The following is a 17349-nucleotide window of genomic DNA, read 5'->3' as shown; positions in this document are numbered from 1 at the left end:
AGAATTCACTTGCGTATCGAAACCATGCGTCGTGACGCGGGGATCAACGCGGATACCGGTACGGGCCGATCAAGGTGATCGCGAATGCGCTGACGACGCATGCAGCCGACGCGAACATCATCACGGGCGTGTAGCTTTGCAGGCGATCGAACGCGATGCCGAAAAGAATCGGTCCGCCCAGCGTGCCGAGACAGAACAGCGAAATCATCACGCCGTACACGGAGCCGAACGAGCTCAGACCGAAGTAGCGCTTCACCAGGAACGGCATCAGATCGCCTTCCGCGCCCACGAGCATGCCGGTCAGTGCCGCGCCCGTCGCCAGCAACGCGTAGGACGGGTTGTGCGACGAGGTTGCGAGGATCAGCCCGCCGACAGCGCCCAGCAGAAACGCGCCGCAGGCCACCACGCGAGCCGGCACGATGTCCAGCAGCACGCCCGCGCCGAATCGGCCGATGGTGAGGCCGATCGCCGAGAACGCCGCGCCGGCCACGGCCTGGTTCGCCGACAAGCCTTTGTCGGTAAGCAACGCGGGAATATGCACGATGCTGCCCAATCCGACCGCCGCCACAATCGCGATGCTGATGCTGATGATCCAGAAGCGCGGCTCGGCCAGCGACTCGCGCAGCGAGTTCGACGGTCCGTGCTTGCCGCCGCGGGAGGCTGCGGGAATCGGCAGCGTCGCCTGGCGGTCGACGCGCAGCAGCAACAGCGCGGCCACACCCATGACTGCCGCGAGCACGCCGAGCACGGCATAGGCTTGCTCCCAGCCGTAGCGGGTCATCGCCCAGCGCGCGACCCAGGGCGCCGACGCCGCACCGATTCCCGCGCCGATCGATGCAACGCCGAACGCAAAGCCCGTCCGGCGCTCGAACGAACGCGCCAGGATCGGCAGGTAGCCGACCGGCGAAGTCGCGACGCCAAGCAGCCCGATCACGAAGGTCTTGAAGCCGATCAACAGCGGCGTTGCGGGGCCGACGCAGATCAGGAGGAAACTCGCCACGAACAGCGCGAGCGACCACGCGATCACGCGATAGGCGCCGTAGCGGTCCATCAGCTTGCCGGCGATCGGTGCGCCCAGCGCAAGTCCGAGCGATGCCATGGCAAGACAGGTGGACGCGACCGCACGGCCGGAGCCGAGCGATGACGCGATCGGCAGCAAAAAGACGCCCGTCGTGCCGGCGAACAGTGAGGTATAACCGCCTGCCAGTCCCAGCGACGTCGCGAGCAGCAGAATGGCGCTGCGCATGACGGAATGCCGGGTATCACTCGAAGATGCGGCAATCGGCTCCGAAAGGGCCGTGTGCGAGCCTTCCATCGTGGTGTCTCCTGGATTTGATCTGGATTTTTTATGAATGAAATCTAGCGGATCTGCGCAGGCGTTGACACTGAAACCTGTGCATTCGTCAAGTGCACGCGCTGCATCGGGCCTAGAAGCGATGGGCGATGTCGGCGCGCACGGCGGTCTGGGCATGGGTCGCGGACGGACTCAAGCCGGAGATCGACGCGACTGCGGCATTGCCGGTCGAGTCGATTCCGCTCGCGCGCTGATAGACGGCGGTGGTGTAGACCGTGGTGCGTTTGGAGAGCGCGTAGCTGGCTCCCAGACCGAGCTGGCGATACCAGGCGCCTTCGTGCCCGCCCACCGATGCCGAGCGTGTCAGGCTCGCCATCACCCCGGCGAGCAGCGCCGCCGAGAACTGGTAGCGCAGGTTCAGTTCGACCGTGTTGATGGCCGCCGTGCCCGTGTATCCGAGCGGATTGGGCCCGGACGTCGCGACATCGCCGAGACCTGTGTAACGGACATTGGTGTAGATGACGCCGGCGGTGGCCGCCTGCCACGTGACGGATGCGCCGGCCCCGAAGAGATCGAACGCATTGGCCGATGCATAGCCCGCATACAGTGGATTGCTCTCGGGCGTCGTCGCACTGCCGAGCGAGCCGAGATTGTTTGCACCGACACCCGCACCGTTCGGATTCGCGCCATAGAAGGCGACGTTCGGATTGCGCACGGAGAGCCAGGCGGTACCGGCACGCAGCGCTCCGCCGTCGTAGGCGGCGCCGAGCGACCAGGCCGAGTTGCGCGCATTCGATCCTGCTGCGCCGCCCACGCTGTACAACGCTTCCGCCGTGATGCCGCCGATCTTCGGCATCACGTATTTGATGCTGTTGTTCAGCCGGCGCGTGCTCAACAGGTTGTCGATGTCGCCTGGATGCGTGGCCGCATAGCCGCCGAACTGCCACGCGGCGGAGAACGGTGCAACGATGTCGAGATGCGGATCATATTGCCGGCCTAGGGCGACCCGGCCTAGTCCCGACTCGATGCCCACGAAAGCCTGCCGGCCGAACTCGCTGCCGCCTTGCGCAAAGGCGCCGTTGTTCAGCGTAAAGCCGCTTTCGAGCGTGAAGAAGGCTCGCAAGCCGCCGCCCAGTTCTTCGGTGCCGCGAATGCCCCAACGACTTCCGCTCAGGCCGAACGCGCCGTCGGTCATGGCGAGCTGGTTTCCACCGCCGACCGGACGACCCTTGACTACGGCTCGCTGCGAGCCGACCGCATAACTGATGCCGACATCCAGAAGACCATACAGCGTGACGCTCGATTGTGCGTAGGCGGGAACCGCGAGCACGCCAGGGACGAGTGCCAAGAGCACGTACCTTTTCATCCAATCTCCTCCGAGTTATTTTTTATATGCTTCGCTTGAGTGGAAGCGCGTCCTTTTGCGTTTTTGTTGCAAGGCTGCAAGCGCGGACGGACGCTGCGAATCTATCGGATCACGGATGCAACCGACACTGAAACCTGCGCATGAGAGACATGCATGAGGCGAATTGGGGGTTGCTTCGGTTGGGTTTGGGGCAAGGTGCGTTCAATGCCCCTTATCGAAATCACTGCGTCCCTCCCGGGGAATTTCGCGACTTCTCTGGAGACAAGGATTCGTGGTGTCGCTGGCGTGCGGCGGTTGGTGAACCAGTTCAGCTCAGCTCTCGCTGACACCTTTCGGTGTAGCAACACTCACCAGGCGGTAGAAGCGCAGAGCGGGATGACGGGATGGCGGAAGCTGCGATGGTGCCGGGACCAGGGTCGCGCCAAAGTCTGACTAACGCTGCGAGAGACATCAAATGAATGTGTTCGTCGACCATCCGGCGGTGCTGTTCGCAGTTTTGCTCGCCCTTTTCATCGGCGCGGTGGCCTTCGGCGCGTTTGTTTTGCGACGTCTGGCCGTGTTGCCGCCCGATGACCGCGACGACTGCAACATCATTCAAACCTCCACGCTGACGCTTCTCGCGCTTCTGGTTGGATTCAGCCTGTCGATGGCGGTGAATCGCTACGACGTCCGGGAGTCCTTGGAAGAAAGCGAAGCCAACGCCATCGGCACCGAGTACGCGCGAGCTGACCTGGTCGATTCCGCCGTCGGCGCCATCACGATCCTTCCGGCGACGGTCGCGTTGTCGCTTGCACTGATCGCGGACATTGACAGCCCAAAGGGCGGTGTCATCCGCGTCGAACTGCGGGACCTCGGAAGGCTGCTGACGTCACTTGAGCCGTGATCCCCGATGCTCGATACGGCGCTGCCGGGGCCCTGGCCGTTTGGTTCCCTGCCTTACACCGTGCGTCGCTTTCCAGGTTGCACGATATGCTGAGAGCAAAGTCTCAAAGATGAAAATCAATGCAAGACCGTCAGCGGCTTGCGGGTCAGATGCCAGAGTCGGAAGAGCACAAGCCATCTTCGCAGCAGGCCAATGCGGCTCGCATCCAGCACCACGACGTCCGCGCCACGATTCGCGTGGGCCGCAATGGACTTCTCGGCCGAACCGAAGATGCGCTTCCAGGTATAGGGAACACCGGCGTCTTCCAGCACCGCACATGTGCTCGTCAAGGCATCTCGCATGAAATCCTTCTCTTGCCGACGCAGCGCCGATCGGGAGTGAAACGCGACCGCGCGGCTTTGAGCCGCATCATCGAGGATCTCGATCACTTCAACGTGAGCGACGCACTTCTCCGCAAAGAGAAACGCCGCATGACGCGCCGCTTCGAGCGCACCGGCCGGGCAAATCACGGGAATGAGCAGCTTGAGCATCTCAGTCTTCTTCAATGCGGATTGAGCAGTCTTCATTGCAGCACCACGTGCATCAAGATCGCGCAAAGCTTCAGTTCGCCGGTATAAAACTTTCGTAAAGATTCAGCCTGTACAATGGCGGAAGGGTGTCAGGCGAATTCGCGTTTGACAGGATCAGCGTCGGTCGGGCCGCCACGCTGGATCCTTGACGTCCATTTCATGCTGCAGCATTCCGCACGACAAGCCCGGCACATCGCCCGACAAGCCCTCACCGCACTCGAGCATTTCCTGCACATCGAGGCTGCGAGCGGCATCATTCTTCTCATTGCCGCCGCTGCTGCTCTGCTTTGGGCCAACTCGCCCTTCGCTGACGCATACCATCACCTTTGGGAAGCGCCGATCGCCTTCAAGGTCGGATCGTTCGAGTTCTCCAGGCAGTTGCACTTCTGGATCAACGACGGGCTCATGACGGTGTTTTTTCTGGTCGTGGGGATCGAGATTCGCCGGGAGATGCACGAGGGATCCCTGAGCGATCTCCGGCAGGCCGTTTTGCCGCTCGCAGCGGCCGTCGGCGGGGTGATTGCGCCCGCGCTCATTTACCTCGCGGTCAACTATTCATCGGGAGAAATCCGCGGCTGGGCGGTGCCGACTGCAACGGACATCGCTTTCGCTGTCGGCGTGCTGGCGTTGCTCGGGAAATCGATTCCGGGAAACTTGCGCATCTTTCTTCTGACGCTTGCAATCGTCGATGACATCATCGCGGTATTGATCATCGCGGTCTTTTATTCTTCCGGCCTCGACTACGCCGGCTTCGGAATCGCGGCCGCCGGTGTCGTGATGGTGCTGGTCATGCAGCGCATGAGCATCGGCGCCGCGGCGGCCTATATCGTTCCCGGCGCGGTGATCTGGACGGGTCTGCTCGTGAGCGGAGCGCACCCGACGCTTGCGGGCGTCGTGCTCGGATTGATGACGCCCGTCGCGCCCACTTTCCACCGCGAGCGCGCGCTCGTCGAAATGTCGCAGGCGACTGCCAGTGTCACGCAAAAGAGCACCGCCCACGAGAACGCCGACAAATTGGCCAGACCGCTGCAGATGTTACGGCTGGCGCAGCGCGAGATGCTGGCGCCCGTAGTTCGCGTGCAATGGTCGCTCCATCCGTGGGTCGCCTACGGCATCATGCCGTTGTTTGCGCTGGCCAATGCGGGCGTGAGTTTTACGGGTCTCGATCTGTCCGGCGGCCAGGCTCACTATGTGTTGGTCGGTGTGGTGGCTGCGCTTGTGCTCGGAAAACCGCTGGGCGTGTTCGTGTCGACGTGGACGCTGGTCAGGACGGGATTGTGCCGCTTGCCTGATGGTGTGGCGTGGGGCGGCGTGATGTTGGTGGCGTTGCTTGCGGGCATCGGCTTTACCATGTCCATCTTCATATCGATGCTCGCGTTCGACGATCCTGAGACGCTTTCCGTCGCCAAACTCGCAGTCCTGATCGGCTCGGTGCTCGCGGGTGTGCTCGGATTGGGATGGGGCATGATCTACGCGCGACGCCGCCCGGTCATCGGGCCGTCTGCTTAGGCGCATCTCTCATCCGCCGACGCCGGGACCTTGCGAACGAGTCGTTACGTGAAGGACTCAGCCACGCTTCGTACCTGTTTCTTGTCGTCTTCGAGGGTCATCGCGTCTTCGGCGCGTGTCAGTGCGAGCTGCGACTGATGACGCGCGGCTTCGCGAAACGCGTCATCACCCATTTCGACAAGCGCCCGACAAGTCTTCTGCAATCGAAGCTGTATCTCGACAAACCTTGAGCGTCGAGTGCTGCCATGTCCACGTACTGCACGTATCCGGTCACACCCGCGTGCAAAGGCTCGGCGCTGTCCGCAATATCCGTCGCGGGATCTTTGAGTTCTCTACCGCCAAGGAAAGGCTCACCGAGCCGTGCATCGATTGCGGCCTGTGTCGCCTGCTCGACTCTGTCGGTCGTCTCACCGACGCGAGCAAGCCCTAGCAGCGTGAGGTGATCGTCATCATGAACAGCACCGACCGTCATTGCGGTCCGTACACGCCGACCTTCAACACGACCAGCGCGACCATGCTGAACAGGAAGGAACCGACAAAGGTCGACAATGCGTTCTGCGTGACGCTCCCCTGAATCAGGAGAAGAATTGCACGCGGGGTGACGGTATTCGTGGCCGATCCATAGGCCGGCGTCATGATGCTCAGGGAGAAGGTGGTGACTCGTTGCCCTGACCCACTGTTTTCGTATGAACAGCAGCAGTATCGATTGCCAACGTGCCACGCCCGCCTCCATGCGACTTCAGGATCGAAGTGACGGCGTCAAAAGCACGTTGCGCGCCTACGGATCTCAATCTTGCCATTCAACCCGCACGCCTGTCGCATTCGCACGGCGGCACCGCCTGACGATTCCCCTTCTGCCACGCTATGCCCACGTCGATACCCAACGTCGGAGGTGCATCAGAATGGCCAAGAAATATGCGGGCGGCTGCGCATGCGGTGCAGTGAGATTCGAATTCGATACCGATCCCGGCTTCTACGCCGATTGCTACTGCCGGGACTGTCAACGGGCGAGCGGCGGCGTGATGGCCACGTTCTTCGGCGTTCCGGAAAACGAGTTCACGTTGCTGAGCGGCAAGCCGAAGTCGTTTGCCTATATCGCGGACTCCGGCAAGCGAATCGACCGGAACTTCTGTCCCGATTGCGGCTCGCGCCTGTTCACGAACCACGCCGGCGCGTTTCCGGGCACGGTGTTCGTGATGCTGGGCAGCCTGGACAATGCCGAAACCATTCAGCCGATGCTCGAAATGTTCACGAAGCGCCGACACACATGGCTCAAGCATCCTGACATTCCGCAGTTCACGGACATGCCTTCATGACGCATCGGCGGCTCAGTTCACCAGCGTCTCCCGCTTCTTCTGCCGCAACGCGACACCCGGCCACAACTGGGCGCCGCCGCGTTCGTATTGCCCAGGATAGCGAATCCGGCTGACGTCGCCGAGCACTTCGGCGGCGTGCCACGGCCATCGCGGGTCGTCGATGAACGCGCGCCCGAGCGCCACGCAATCGGCCTGCTGGTTCGCGAGAATGGCCTCGGCCTGATGCGGATCGGCGATAAAGCCGACGGCCCGCGTGACCATGCCCGTGCGGCGCTTGACCTCTTCGGCGAGATGCACCTGATAGCCCGGTTCGACGGGAATGGCGGCAGGCGCCACTGCCCCCGAGGTCACGCAGACGTAATCGACGCGGATCGCCTTGAGCGCGTCGGTGAACGCGACACATTCGTCGATCGTGATGCCGCCGTCCTTCCAGTCGGTCCCGGTGATGCGAAAGCCGAGCGCGATATCGGCGCCGAGCGCGTCGCGGACAGCGGCGGCGATATCGAGCGGCAGACGCATGCGGTTCGCGAGGCTGCCGCCGTATTCGTCGTCACGCTGATTGGCCAAGGGCGAAAGAAACTGATGCAGCAGATAGCCATGCGCGGCATGAATCTCGACCACCTCGAACCCGAGACGCGCCGCCCGCTTCGCGGAAACGACGAAGCTGTCGCGCACGCGGCGGATGTCGTCCTTCGTCATCGCCTGCGGGGTGTGCCAGCCGTCGGTGAACGCAAGCGACGACGGCCCCTGCGTCTGCCACGGGTCCTCACCCGCGCCGAGCGCACCACGCCCTTCCCACGGACGTTGCGCCGAAGCCTTCCTGCCAGCGTGGCCCAGCTGGATGCCCCAGCGCACGCCCTGCCCGACGCCACGCGCCGCGGCCATCACGCGCCCCAGCGCGGCTTCGGTGACATCGCTATACAGCCCGAGACAGCCATGCGTGATGCGCCCATGCCGTTCGACGGCAGTCGCTTCGAGCATCACCAGCCCCGCACCCGAGACGGCGAGCTGCATGAGGTTCATCAGATGCCAGTCGCTGGCGCAACCGTCGTTGGCGCTGTACTGGCACATCGGGGCCACGACGATACGGTTGTCGAGTTCGACGGAACCCATGCGCAAAGGGGAAAAAAGAATACTCGTCATGCCGTGTCCAGATGATGTGGAGCGCTCCGCGAGGCGAAACGCGGAGCGTCGAAAGAAAAAACGTCAGGCCGCATTCGCCTTCGCATACGCGGCGACTTCCGCGTGCGTGGCGAACCAGACGTCCTTGGTCTTCATGTAGGTGATCAACTCGTCGAGGATCCAGATGCGCGAGCGCGCCGTGATGATGTGCGGATGCATCGTCAGCTGGAACAGGCCGCCGCTCTCGTACGCGTGGTCGAACTCGCGGCGGAAGATCTCGAAGACATCGGTAGGCGGCGTATACGGGCGCAGCGACTGGAAGCGATGCATGCTGAAGTACACGGCATCGTCGCGAATCCATTCCACCGGCAGTTCCACCACGCCCGTCGCCTCGCCTTCGAGCATCAGCTCGTAACAGTCCTCGTCCGCCATCAGCGACGAATCGTAGAGCAGGCCCATTTCCTTCGCGATGCGCAGCGTATGCGGGCTGAAGTCCCACGAAGGCGTGCGCAATCCGACCGGCCGCACGCCCGTGATCTTCTCCAGCGCGTCCGACGAGCGCAGCATCAGATCGCGCTCGTCCTCGTAGGACAGCACCGAGTTGAGTTCGTGAATCCAGCCATGAATGCCGATCTCATGTCCTTCGGCGATCACGCGGCGCTGTTCGTCTTCATGCAGCATGGCCGCGACCGCCGGCACATAGAAGCTCGCCTTGACGCCGTGCCGTTCCAGCAGTTCAAGCAGTCGCGGCATGCCGACGCGCGCGCCGTATTGCCCCCAGCTCATCCGGCTGATGGACTTGCCGCCGTCGCGCAGTTCGTTGGTCTCGTGATCGCTGTCGAACGACAGGGCCACCGCGCAACGTGCGCCGTCCGGCCAGTGCGCGGGCCGCAGACTGCGCCCCGCGCGCGTGTGATTCACCTTCGCGCGCCAGGTTTCTTCCGGCCATTGCCAGGGTTCGAGGGTCTGCTTCGAAAGATCGTTTGTCATCCTGGTTTCCTTTGGTTCAGATTGGGACCGGCTTTATCGGCCGCCATCGACGGACAGGATCTGCCCGTTGACGAAGCCCGACAGCTCCGACGCGAAGAACAGCACCGCGCGCGTGATGTCCTCGGGCGTGCCGAAGCGCCGCAGCGCAATGCCGTCGAGCAGGCTGCGCTGGCGCGCTTCGCCCATCGCGGCCCATTGCTTTTCGGTGGCGTCGTTGGTGCGCACGAAGCCGGGCGCGACCGAGTTCACGCGAATCCCGTGCGGTCCGAGTTCGTGCGCGAGTTGCCGCGTGAGGCCGAGCACCGCGTGCTTCGCGGAGCAGTACGCCTGCACGCCAGTGAGCGAAGCCTGCAAGGCCGCGCCGGAACTGATGTTGATGATCGCGCCGCGTCCCGCGCGCTTCATGCCGGGCGCGGCCGCGCGGCTCAGCGAGAAGGTCGTGCCGAGGTTGATCTCGATCACGCGGTCCCATTGTTCGTCGGTGACTTCATCGACTGGACGCGGCGCCTGTCCGGCCACGCCGCCCGCGTTGTTGACGAGCACGTCGAGCGCACGGCCGCTGTGTTCCTCGATCCCGCGAACCCATGCCGCAGCCGCCGCGCGATCCGTCAGATCGACAACCTTCGTTTCGATGCGCGGCGCCGCGAGCGTCGCGAGTTCGTCGGCGCGAATATCGCAGGCATAGACGTGTGCGCCGAGTTCCGCGAACGTCGTGGCGATCACGCGCCCAAAACCGATGGCCGCACCGCTGACGGCCACCACCTGCCCTTCGAAGGAAATGTTCATGTCTCGAGTAGTTCGTTGAGGTTGCGGTCGGACAGCGTGCGTTCACCGTCCTCGATCTCGTGGATCATGTCGCACAAGGCATTCAGCTTCACGCAGTCGATGCCGTGCGTGCGGCCCGTCTCCACCACCGGCTTGATCTGCATGTCCACTTCCGTACGGCGCTTGCGCACCGCGAGATCGCGCCATACGCCGGAATGCGTCTTGGCGTTCGGCCGGTTGAACGCCACCATCGCCGCGACGCTCGCGCGGGCCGCGGCTTCGTCGGACTGCGGCGTGAACGCGGCCGGATCGAAGCCATTGAAGCCGCGCGCGTTCACGCCTTCCGCCTGCGCCACCTGCAGGACTTCGGTCGCCATCTCGCGCCACAGCGGCAGCAGTTCGGGACGTTCGAGACAATCGGCGATGCCCAGTTGACCAACCGCCTGCGCGAACAGCAGCGAGCCATAGGCCAGCTTGCCCCACAGGTAGGAGAAGATTTCGTTGGTGAGGACGGCGTCGGGTTCGAATTGCTGCATGAGTCCGTGCAGCGCCTGGATACGCTCGGTCGAGGCGCCATCGATTTCCCCGACCACCACCGCCGCCCGGTTGCCGTAGTGAATCTCGCCCGGCTTGATCCAGTCCGCGCCGAAGTTGACGAATGCGCCGACCGTCCGCTCGCGGCCCACGACCTGCGCGATCACGTGCTCGCACAGTCCGTTCTGCAGCGACAGCACATAGCCGTCCTTCGTCAGATGCGGCCACAGTGCTTCACACGCCTCACGTGTATGGTGCGCTTTCACGGCGAGGAAGATGCGGTCCCACTGCCCGTCGATTTCACCCGGAAGGAAAGCTGGCGCGCTTACCGTAAATCGATCTACCGGACCGGTGATCGACAAGCCACGCGCCGGATCGCGGATCGCTTCCACGTGCTCGCGGTCGATGTCCACGAAGGTGATGTCGTGACCCGCGCGCACGAGATACGCGCCGATCGTTCCGCCGATGGCGCCCGCGCCCCAGATCAGAATGCGTTGTTTCATTGAAGGTTTGCCCGTTGGTTTAGCGAAGCCGCTCGCGTGCGGTTTCGCGGAAAGTCGAGATGACGATGCCGGAGACGATCGCCGCCGCCGTCAGATAGAAAGCCGGTGCGATGGGCGAGCCGGTCACGCCGATGAGCCAGGTCGAGATGAACGGTGCGAAGCCGCCGAAGATCGCGGTGGAGAGGCTGTAGCCGATCGACATCAGCGTGGTGCGGCCGTAGGTCGGGAACAGCTCGCACAGCGCCGACGGACCCGCGCCCGAGAAGGCCGCGATGAACAGGTTGAAGAAGATCTGGATGGCCAGGATCGCGCCGAAGCTCGCGCCGCCGAGCACCACGCGGAACAGCACGTACGAGAACAGCAGGAAGCCCACGCAGCAGCCGATGAGCAGCGGCTTGCGGCCGATGCGGTCCGACAGCGCGCCGAAGAACGGCGTGGCCGCGACCAGCACGGCGAGCGCGATCGAATTCGACATGAGTGCCTGCGTCGTGCTGAGGCCGGCGTACTTGCCGAGGAAGGTCGGCATGTAGCTGAGCATCACGTAGTACGACACGGTCCAGATGATGGTGAAGCCGAAGGCCTTCGACATCATGCCGAGCGCAGCCGACTTGCTGGTGCGTTCGACCTGCTCCAGGTTCTCCTGCGCCTGCGTGAACGCGGGCGTCTCGACGATGTTGCGGCGCATGTAGAGACCGATCGGCAGCAGGATGCCACCGAACAGGAACGGCAGGCGCCAGGCCCAGGCATCGAGTTGATCGGCGGTAAAGGACGCGCTGACGATGGTCGCGACCACGCTGCTCGCCAGCGACGACGCCGCAATCGACGCCTGGCCCATGCCGCCATAGAAGCCGCGTTTGCCCGGTGGCGCGGATTCGACGATGAACGACGTGGCGCTGCCCCATTCGCCGCCCGCCGCGAGGCCCTGAACGAGCCGCAGGAACACGAGCAGCGCGGGGGCGAGTGCGCCCGCCGTCGCATACGTCGGCAACAGGCCGATGCCCGCCGTGCCGACCGCCATGCCGAAGATGGTGATGAGCAGCGCGGCGCGCCGGCCGTGCACGTCGGCGATGCGGCCGATGATCGCGCCGCCCACCGGCCGCGCCAGGAAGCCGACGCCGAAGGCGGCGAAGCTCGCCAGCAGGCCGCCGTACTTGTCGCCCTGGAAGAAGTTGCGCGCGAGCGTCGCGGCGAGGAACGCGTACACGATGAAGTCGTAGTACTCGAGCACGTTGCCGATCATGGCGGCCATGAGTTGCTGGCGTGTCGAGTGTGCTTGCGGCGCGTCTGTCGTCAGGGGCGGGACGGCAGCTTGCGTATCAGCCTGATTGAGCATACAGGAACCCTAAGTTTTCGATGTGGAGATGCCGGAATCCCGGCATGCGATGTTGGTCAAGCGACTCTTAAGCGGATTCGCGCGGCGAAGGCGAAGTCGACGGCGCCGCCGGCGTCAATGCGCCGAACGGCGGGGGCAAGCGGTCGATGCAGGCGCGCATCGCCGCGAGGATCTTGTCGCGCTTCGCCGGATAACGGCTGGCGACGCAGCCCACGTCCAGCGCCGCGATGGGCACGCCGCCGGCATCGCAGATCGGCATCGCGATGCCGACGCCATCCAGCGCGAACTCTTCCTCGACGATGGCAACGCCCTCGATGGCCGCCTGATCGATCTTTTCGTTGATGCGCGCGAGGTCGGACAGCGCGTACGGCGTGCGCTGCTCCAGCGGCCAGAGCGCGAGCAGTGCGTCGCGCTTCTCGCGCGGCAGGCAAGCGAGCATCGCGCGGCCCATCGCGCCGCAATAGGCGGGATACGACTTGTCGATTTCGAGGTCGTAGCGCACCACGGTCTGCGCGAGTGATTTGGCGACAGTTCTGAACTGTCCGTCGTCCGTGAACACGCTCAGCACGACCGTCTCGCCCACTTCCACGCACAGATCGTCCATCGCCGGTTTGGCGATGGCGGTCAGGCGCGCGCCGAGGTCGCCGTTCCAGCCGAAGCCGCCGCTGCGAAACGCCGGATTCAGCCGATAGAGGTTGTGATCGTCGCGTTCAAGGTAGCCGCGCGAGAGCAGCGTGCGCAGCAGCGCGAGCGTGCTGCTCTTGGGCATCGCGAAGATCGTGGAGACGGTGGTCAGCGCCACGCCCTCTTCCGTCGATGCGAAATATTCGAGCAGGTCGAGGACCCGCGCGGCTGATCGGACTGCCTCGTTCATATATACGAACTCGATTCATTAGTGTGAATCGATTGTTCACGGCCAAAACAGATCGAGCAAGCAAGGGAAAACCCTTAGGCAACAAAGCTTGAATGACCGACGAGCACGTCAGGTCCGAAACCTGCACCAAGGCAGTCACACGAACACCCGTTTCGATCAGAGCGTTCGTCAAGGCAGCGAAAGGCCGGCTACGGCGCGCGTGTCTTCTCTTACGGGAGCTGAGCCCTCGCGCGCGTGCGCAGGAAAAGAGCGCAGCCGTCCGGATGAGCGCAAGATCGTTTCGGCAAGCGATCTCGCGCAGATCGCATGCGGGCCGCCCCGATCCTCTGAACCCGACTGGAGATCCTCACATGAGCACCCTCGCCGACCGCCGCGCTCCCGCCGCTGCCCAATCCAAACGCTACGGTCTCTTCGTCTGCTTCATGGCCGCGCTTGCCGGCCTGCTGTTCGGCCTGGATATCGGCGTGATCTCCGGCGCGCTGCCTTTCATCGCGAAACAGTTCGTCCTCAACGATCGTTCGCAGGAATGGATCGTCAGCTCGATGATGGTCGGCGCAGCCCTCGGCGCGCTCGCGGCCGGCTGGCTCTCGTGGCGTCTCGGACGCCGCTATGCACTGGTGCTCGCGGCGATCCTCTTCATCATCGGCTCGCTGTGGTCCGCATTCGCGAGCGGACCCGCTCACCTGATCGGCGCGCGTCTGGTGCTCGGGTTGGCGGTGGGCATGGCGTCGTTCACCGCGCCGCTGTATCTGTCCGAAGTCGCGCCGAGGCAATGGCGCGGCGCCATGATCTCGACCTATCAGTTGATGATCACTGTCGGCATCCTGGCGGCGTTCCTGTCCAACATCGGGCTCTCCTATATCGCCGACTGGCGCTGGATGCTGGGTGTCATCGCAATTCCGGCGGCGTTCTTTCTGGCAGGCGTGCTCGCGCTTCCCGACAGTCCGCGCTGGCTGCTGCAACGCGATCGCGGCGACGAAGCCCGCGCCGTGCTGCAACGCCTGTATGCGAATCCCGCCGACGTGCAGAGCGAACTCGAACAGGTCAGCGACGACAACAAGCAACCGCAACGCGGCTGGAGCCTGCTGCGCAGCAATCCCAACTTCCGCCGTTCGGTGGCGCTGGGCGTCGTGCTGCAGATCTTCCAGCAACTGACCGGCATCAACGTCGTGATGTACTACGCCCCGCGCATCTTCCAGCTGGCCGGCTTCGCAACGCATGAGCAGCAATTGTGGGCGACTGTGATCGTCGGCCTCGTGAACGTGATTGCGACCTTCGGCGCGATTGCCTTCGTCGATCGCTGGGGACGCAAGCCGATTCTCTATGCCGGCTGCGCGGTGATGGCGTTCGGCATGTGCGCGCTCGGCTTCCTGCTGCATGCAGGCGTATCGGGCACGGCGGCGCAGGGGATGGCGGTCGTGTCGCTGCTGCTGTTCATCGCGGGCTTCGCGATGTCGGCCGGGCCGCTTGTGTGGATCCTGTGCTCGGAGATTCAGCCGCAACAGGGACGCGACTTCGGCGTCGCCGCTTCCACGCTGGTCAACTGGGTAGCGAACATGGTGGTCGCGGCCACGTTCCTGAGCCTGCTTTCGACGATCGGCGAAGCGAACACCTTCGTGCTGTACGCGTTCCTGAATGCGCTGTTCGCGGTCATCGTGTTCTTCTATGTGCCGGAGACGCGCGGCATATCGCTGGAAAAACTGGGCAACGACCTGATGGCCGGCAAGCGCCTGCGCGATCTCGGCGCGGCCGACTGAGCCGCTATAGCGCGTGCGCTTCCGGCCACGCGTTCTCGAACACGCATTCGTCGAAGGAGCGGCGCGCGGCCCATCGTTCGGTTTCGAGCATCGGAGCATCGTAGTAGCGTTCCACGTGCCCCACGCAGAGGATGGCGACCGGCCGCGCGCCCGCCGGCATGTTCAGTAAGGCGCCGACGGCAGCGGGATCGAACAGCGATACCCAGCCCATGCCGAGCCCTTCGGCGCGGGCCGCGAGCCACATGTTCTGTATCGCGCACGCCACCGACGCCAGGTCCATCTCCGGCAGCGTGCGACGGCCGAACACATGCTGTTCGCGGCCGTCCATCAGCGCCATCACGAGCACTTCCGCGCACTCGCGCAGACCTTCCACCTTGAGACGCATGAACGCGTCGCGACGTTCGGCGAGAGCGTCGGCGGTGAGCAGGCGCTCGCGTTCGACGGCATCGCATAACTGCGCGCGCAACGTTTCCGACGTGATCCGCACGATGCGCCAGGGCTGCATGAAGCCGACGCTCGGCGCATGCAGCGCCGCATCGATGAGCCGCCGCATGACCTGCGGATCGACCGGATCGCTGACGAAATGGCGCATGTCGCGACGCTCGTGAATGGCGCGGTAGACGGCGTCGCGATCCGTGTCGCTGAAAGCTTTGTTCATGTCGGCGTAAGGTGCGGCGAGGGTGGGATCCGGGCACGCGATGATATCGCCTGCGCGATCCGATCGCGCATTCCCGTGCCACCCATCCCGGATTACCTAGGTAATTGACACGTATCGACCTAGGTAATTTGAGCGCCTACTCTCGTTTTCATCCCTCCGATGCCCACCGACACGTGAAAAGCGAGATGAACATGTCAGCTCAACCAGGTCAGGAAGTCGACACCCGTACGCTGCGGCGCGTCATTGCGGCCGCCTCCATCGGCAATTTCGTCGAATGGTTCGACTTCGCCGCATACGGCTTTCTCGCGACGATCCTCACGCGCGAGTTCTTTCCCAGCGGCGACCCCACTGTCGGTCTGCTGAAAACCTTCGCGGTGTTCGCGGTGGCCTTCGCGTTCCGGCCGCTCGGCGGGCTGTTCTTCGGCGTCGTCGGCGACCGGGTGGGACGCAAGCGCACCCTCGCCTTCACCATCCTGCTGATGGCCGGCTCGACCACGCTGATCGGCCTGCTGCCGACCTACGCGAGCATCGGTTACTGGGCGCCGCTGCTGCTCACGATCATTCGCTGCGTGCAGGGCTTCTCGGCTGGCGGCGAATATGCGGGCGCCTGTGCCTATGTGATGGAACATGCGCCGCGCCGCCGGCGCGCGTTCTTCGGCAGCTTCGTGCCGGTCTCGACGTTCTCGTCGTTTGCCTGCGCCGCTGTCGTCGCCTATGCGATGGAATCGTGGCTGTCCTCGGCCGCGATGGTCGACTGGGGTTGGCGCGTGCCGTTCCTGATCGCCGCGCCGATCGGTCTCATCGGCGTCTATCTGCGCGTCAACCTGAACGAAACGCCCGCCTTCAAGGCACTCGAAGGCAAGCATGAAGTCGCGCATGCGCCGCTCGCGGAAACCCTGCGCTCGCAGTCCTGGAACATCCTGAAGCTGGGCGCGTTCGTCTCGGTGACGGCGCTGTCGTTCTACACCTTCACCACCTACTTCGCGACCTATCTCCAGGTGGCCGGACATCTGTCACGCGGCACCTCGCTGCTCGTGACCGTGCTCGCCCTCTTCTTCGCCGCCGCGTTGTGTCCGCTGGCAGGCCTGTTCTCGGATGCCGTGGGCCGCCGCGTGACCATCGGCAGCACCTGCGTGTTCATCATCGCGTCGGTCTATCCGGCCTTCACGCTGGGCGGTTCGGGCAATCTGTCGCAATCCCTGTTCGGCGTCGCGCTGCTGGCCGTGGGCGCGGTGCTGTCGGGCGTCGTGACGGCGCCGCTGCTGTCGGAGGTCTTCGCGACCAAGACCCGCTACACGGCATCCGCGATCACCTACAACCTCGCCTACACGATCTTCGGCGGCACTGCGCCGCTGGTCGCCACCTGGCTGATCTCCGTCACCGGCACGAACCTGTCGCCGGCTTACTATCTGATCGCCGTGTCGATTCTCGCGATGATCGGCGGCCTCTCGTTGCGCGAGACCTCGAAGACGGCGCTCGAAGAAGCCGGCTTCGCGAACACGAACGCAGGCGGCACCGCAACCGCCGACGCGTTCTCCCGTACCCACTGAAGCGACTTCAACGGACCACGACCATGAGTGCATTGCACGATTCGAGCATCATCATCGACGGCCTGAACATCTCGAAGTTCGAGCGCTCCGTGTTCGAGGACATGCGCAAAGGCAACGTCACCGCCGTGAATTGCACCGTCTCGGTGTGGGAAGACTTCCAGAAGACCATCGACAACATCGCGGAGATGAAGCAGCAGATCCGCGAGTACAGCGAGATCCTGACGCTGGTGCGCACGACCGACGACATCCTGCGCGCGAAGAAGGAAAACAAGACCGGCATCATCTTCGGCTTCCAGAACGCGTATGCGTTCGAGGACAACCTCGGC

The 17349-nt window shown here is 63.9% G+C and carries 17 protein-coding genes and 1 pseudogene; 6 read left to right on the top strand and 12 right to left on the bottom strand.

Annotated elements, in window-relative coordinates:
- Positions 1-43: 43 nt before the first annotated feature.
- Together QCE69_RS16640 and QCE69_RS16635 are read right to left on the bottom strand one after the other, a co-directional pair.
- Complete coding sequence (locus tag QCE69_RS16640) at positions 44-1246, bottom strand: MFS transporter (protein WP_309931922.1); 1203 nt, start codon at positions 1244-1246, stop codon at positions 44-46.
- A 181-nt stretch (positions 1247-1427) separates the two neighbouring features.
- Positions 1428-2660: a porin gene (locus QCE69_RS16635; RefSeq protein WP_309931921.1), complete on the bottom strand. Its 1233-nt coding sequence runs from the start codon at positions 2658-2660 to the stop codon at positions 1428-1430.
- 454 nt (positions 2661-3114) lie between these two features.
- Between QCE69_RS16635 and QCE69_RS16630 the strand changes: the two genes are divergently transcribed.
- Entirely contained in the window at positions 3115-3543 is a 429-nt protein-coding gene (locus QCE69_RS16630; RefSeq protein ID WP_309927791.1) for a hypothetical protein, read from the top strand.
- A gap of 116 nt (positions 3544-3659) precedes the next feature.
- Here the strand turns inward: QCE69_RS16630 and QCE69_RS16625 are convergent, their stop codons facing one another.
- Positions 3660-4139, bottom strand: coding sequence for a universal stress protein (locus tag QCE69_RS16625; RefSeq protein WP_309931919.1), 480 nt, complete (start codon positions 4137-4139; stop codon positions 3660-3662).
- Positions 4140-4271: 132 nt separating this feature from the next.
- Between QCE69_RS16625 and nhaA the strand changes: the two genes are divergently transcribed.
- The gene (gene nhaA / locus QCE69_RS16620; RefSeq protein ID WP_309931917.1) at positions 4272-5621 is read left to right on the top strand and encodes a Na+/H+ antiporter NhaA; all 1350 of its coding nucleotides are present in this window, start codon (positions 4272-4274) and stop codon (positions 5619-5621) included.
- A gap of 118 nt (positions 5622-5739) precedes the next feature.
- On the opposite strand, the gene QCE69_RS16615 is transcribed toward nhaA, so the two are convergent.
- Together QCE69_RS16615 and QCE69_RS16610 are read right to left on the bottom strand one after the other, a co-directional pair.
- Complete coding sequence (locus QCE69_RS16615; RefSeq protein ID WP_309931915.1) at positions 5740-6093, bottom strand: hypothetical protein; 354 nt, start codon at positions 6091-6093, stop codon at positions 5740-5742.
- Positions 6090-6275, bottom strand: a pseudogene (locus QCE69_RS16610) (DUF2254 family protein); the annotation flags it as partial. The gene QCE69_RS16615 and the pseudogene QCE69_RS16610, both read right to left, overlap by 4 nt.
- Positions 6276-6523: 248 nt before the next feature.
- Here QCE69_RS16610 and QCE69_RS16605 point away from each other — a divergent pair.
- Complete coding sequence (locus QCE69_RS16605; RefSeq protein ID WP_309931913.1) at positions 6524-6937, top strand: GFA family protein; 414 nt, start codon at positions 6524-6526, stop codon at positions 6935-6937.
- A gap of 12 nt (positions 6938-6949) precedes the next feature.
- Here the strand turns inward: QCE69_RS16605 and QCE69_RS16600 are convergent, their stop codons facing one another.
- The 6 genes from QCE69_RS16600 to QCE69_RS16575 all read right to left on the bottom strand — a co-directional run bounded on the left by QCE69_RS16600 (position 6950) and on the right by QCE69_RS16575 (position 13058).
- Positions 6950-8080 carry an NADH:flavin oxidoreductase/NADH oxidase gene (locus QCE69_RS16600; protein ID WP_309931911.1) on the bottom strand — a complete coding sequence of 377 codons (1131 nt, stop codon included), beginning with the start codon at positions 8078-8080 and terminating at the stop codon, positions 6950-6952.
- A gap of 63 nt (positions 8081-8143) precedes the next feature.
- A complete protein-coding gene (locus tag QCE69_RS16595; protein WP_309927801.1) occupies positions 8144-9049 on the bottom strand; it encodes a polysaccharide deacetylase in 906 nt (301 codons plus the stop codon).
- A gap of 33 nt (positions 9050-9082) precedes the next feature.
- Complete coding sequence (locus QCE69_RS16590; protein ID WP_309927803.1) at positions 9083-9835, bottom strand: SDR family NAD(P)-dependent oxidoreductase; 753 nt, start codon at positions 9833-9835, stop codon at positions 9083-9085.
- The gene (locus QCE69_RS16585) at positions 9832-10851 is read right to left on the bottom strand and encodes a 2-dehydropantoate 2-reductase (RefSeq protein ID WP_309931909.1); all 1020 of its coding nucleotides are present in this window, start codon (positions 10849-10851) and stop codon (positions 9832-9834) included. The genes QCE69_RS16590 and QCE69_RS16585 overlap by 4 nt, the downstream gene beginning before the upstream one ends.
- A 19-nt stretch (positions 10852-10870) precedes the next feature.
- Positions 10871-12100, bottom strand: a complete 1230-nt coding sequence (locus QCE69_RS16580) for an MFS transporter (RefSeq protein ID WP_309931907.1) — start codon at positions 12098-12100, stop codon at positions 10871-10873.
- Between the two features lie 151 nt (positions 12101-12251).
- Positions 12252-13058: an IclR family transcriptional regulator gene (locus tag QCE69_RS16575; RefSeq protein ID WP_309931906.1), complete on the bottom strand. Its 807-nt coding sequence runs from the start codon at positions 13056-13058 to the stop codon at positions 12252-12254.
- 350 nt (positions 13059-13408) lie between these two features.
- Between QCE69_RS16575 and QCE69_RS16570 the strand changes: the two genes are divergently transcribed.
- Positions 13409-14815, top strand: a complete 1407-nt coding sequence (locus QCE69_RS16570; protein ID WP_309931904.1) for a sugar porter family MFS transporter — start codon at positions 13409-13411, stop codon at positions 14813-14815.
- Between the two features lie 4 nt (positions 14816-14819).
- On the opposite strand, the gene bluB is transcribed toward QCE69_RS16570, so the two are convergent.
- Positions 14820-15473, bottom strand: a complete 654-nt coding sequence (gene bluB, locus QCE69_RS16565) for a 5,6-dimethylbenzimidazole synthase (protein WP_309931902.1) — start codon at positions 15471-15473, stop codon at positions 14820-14822.
- Between the two features lie 191 nt (positions 15474-15664).
- Here bluB and QCE69_RS16560 point away from each other — a divergent pair, with 191 nt between their 5' ends.
- Entirely contained in the window at positions 15665-17023 is a 1359-nt protein-coding gene (locus QCE69_RS16560) for an MFS transporter (protein ID WP_309927813.1), read from the top strand.
- 23 nt (positions 17024-17046) lie between these two features.
- On the top strand, positions 17047-17349 hold a 303-nt coding region (locus QCE69_RS16555), incomplete at its 3' end, for a membrane dipeptidase (protein WP_309931900.1).

It is taken from the genome of Caballeronia sp. LZ032, from assembly GCF_031451315.1.
Classification (GTDB): domain Bacteria; phylum Pseudomonadota; class Gammaproteobacteria; order Burkholderiales; family Burkholderiaceae; genus Caballeronia.
This window is presented reverse-complemented; position numbering and strand designations above follow the sequence as displayed.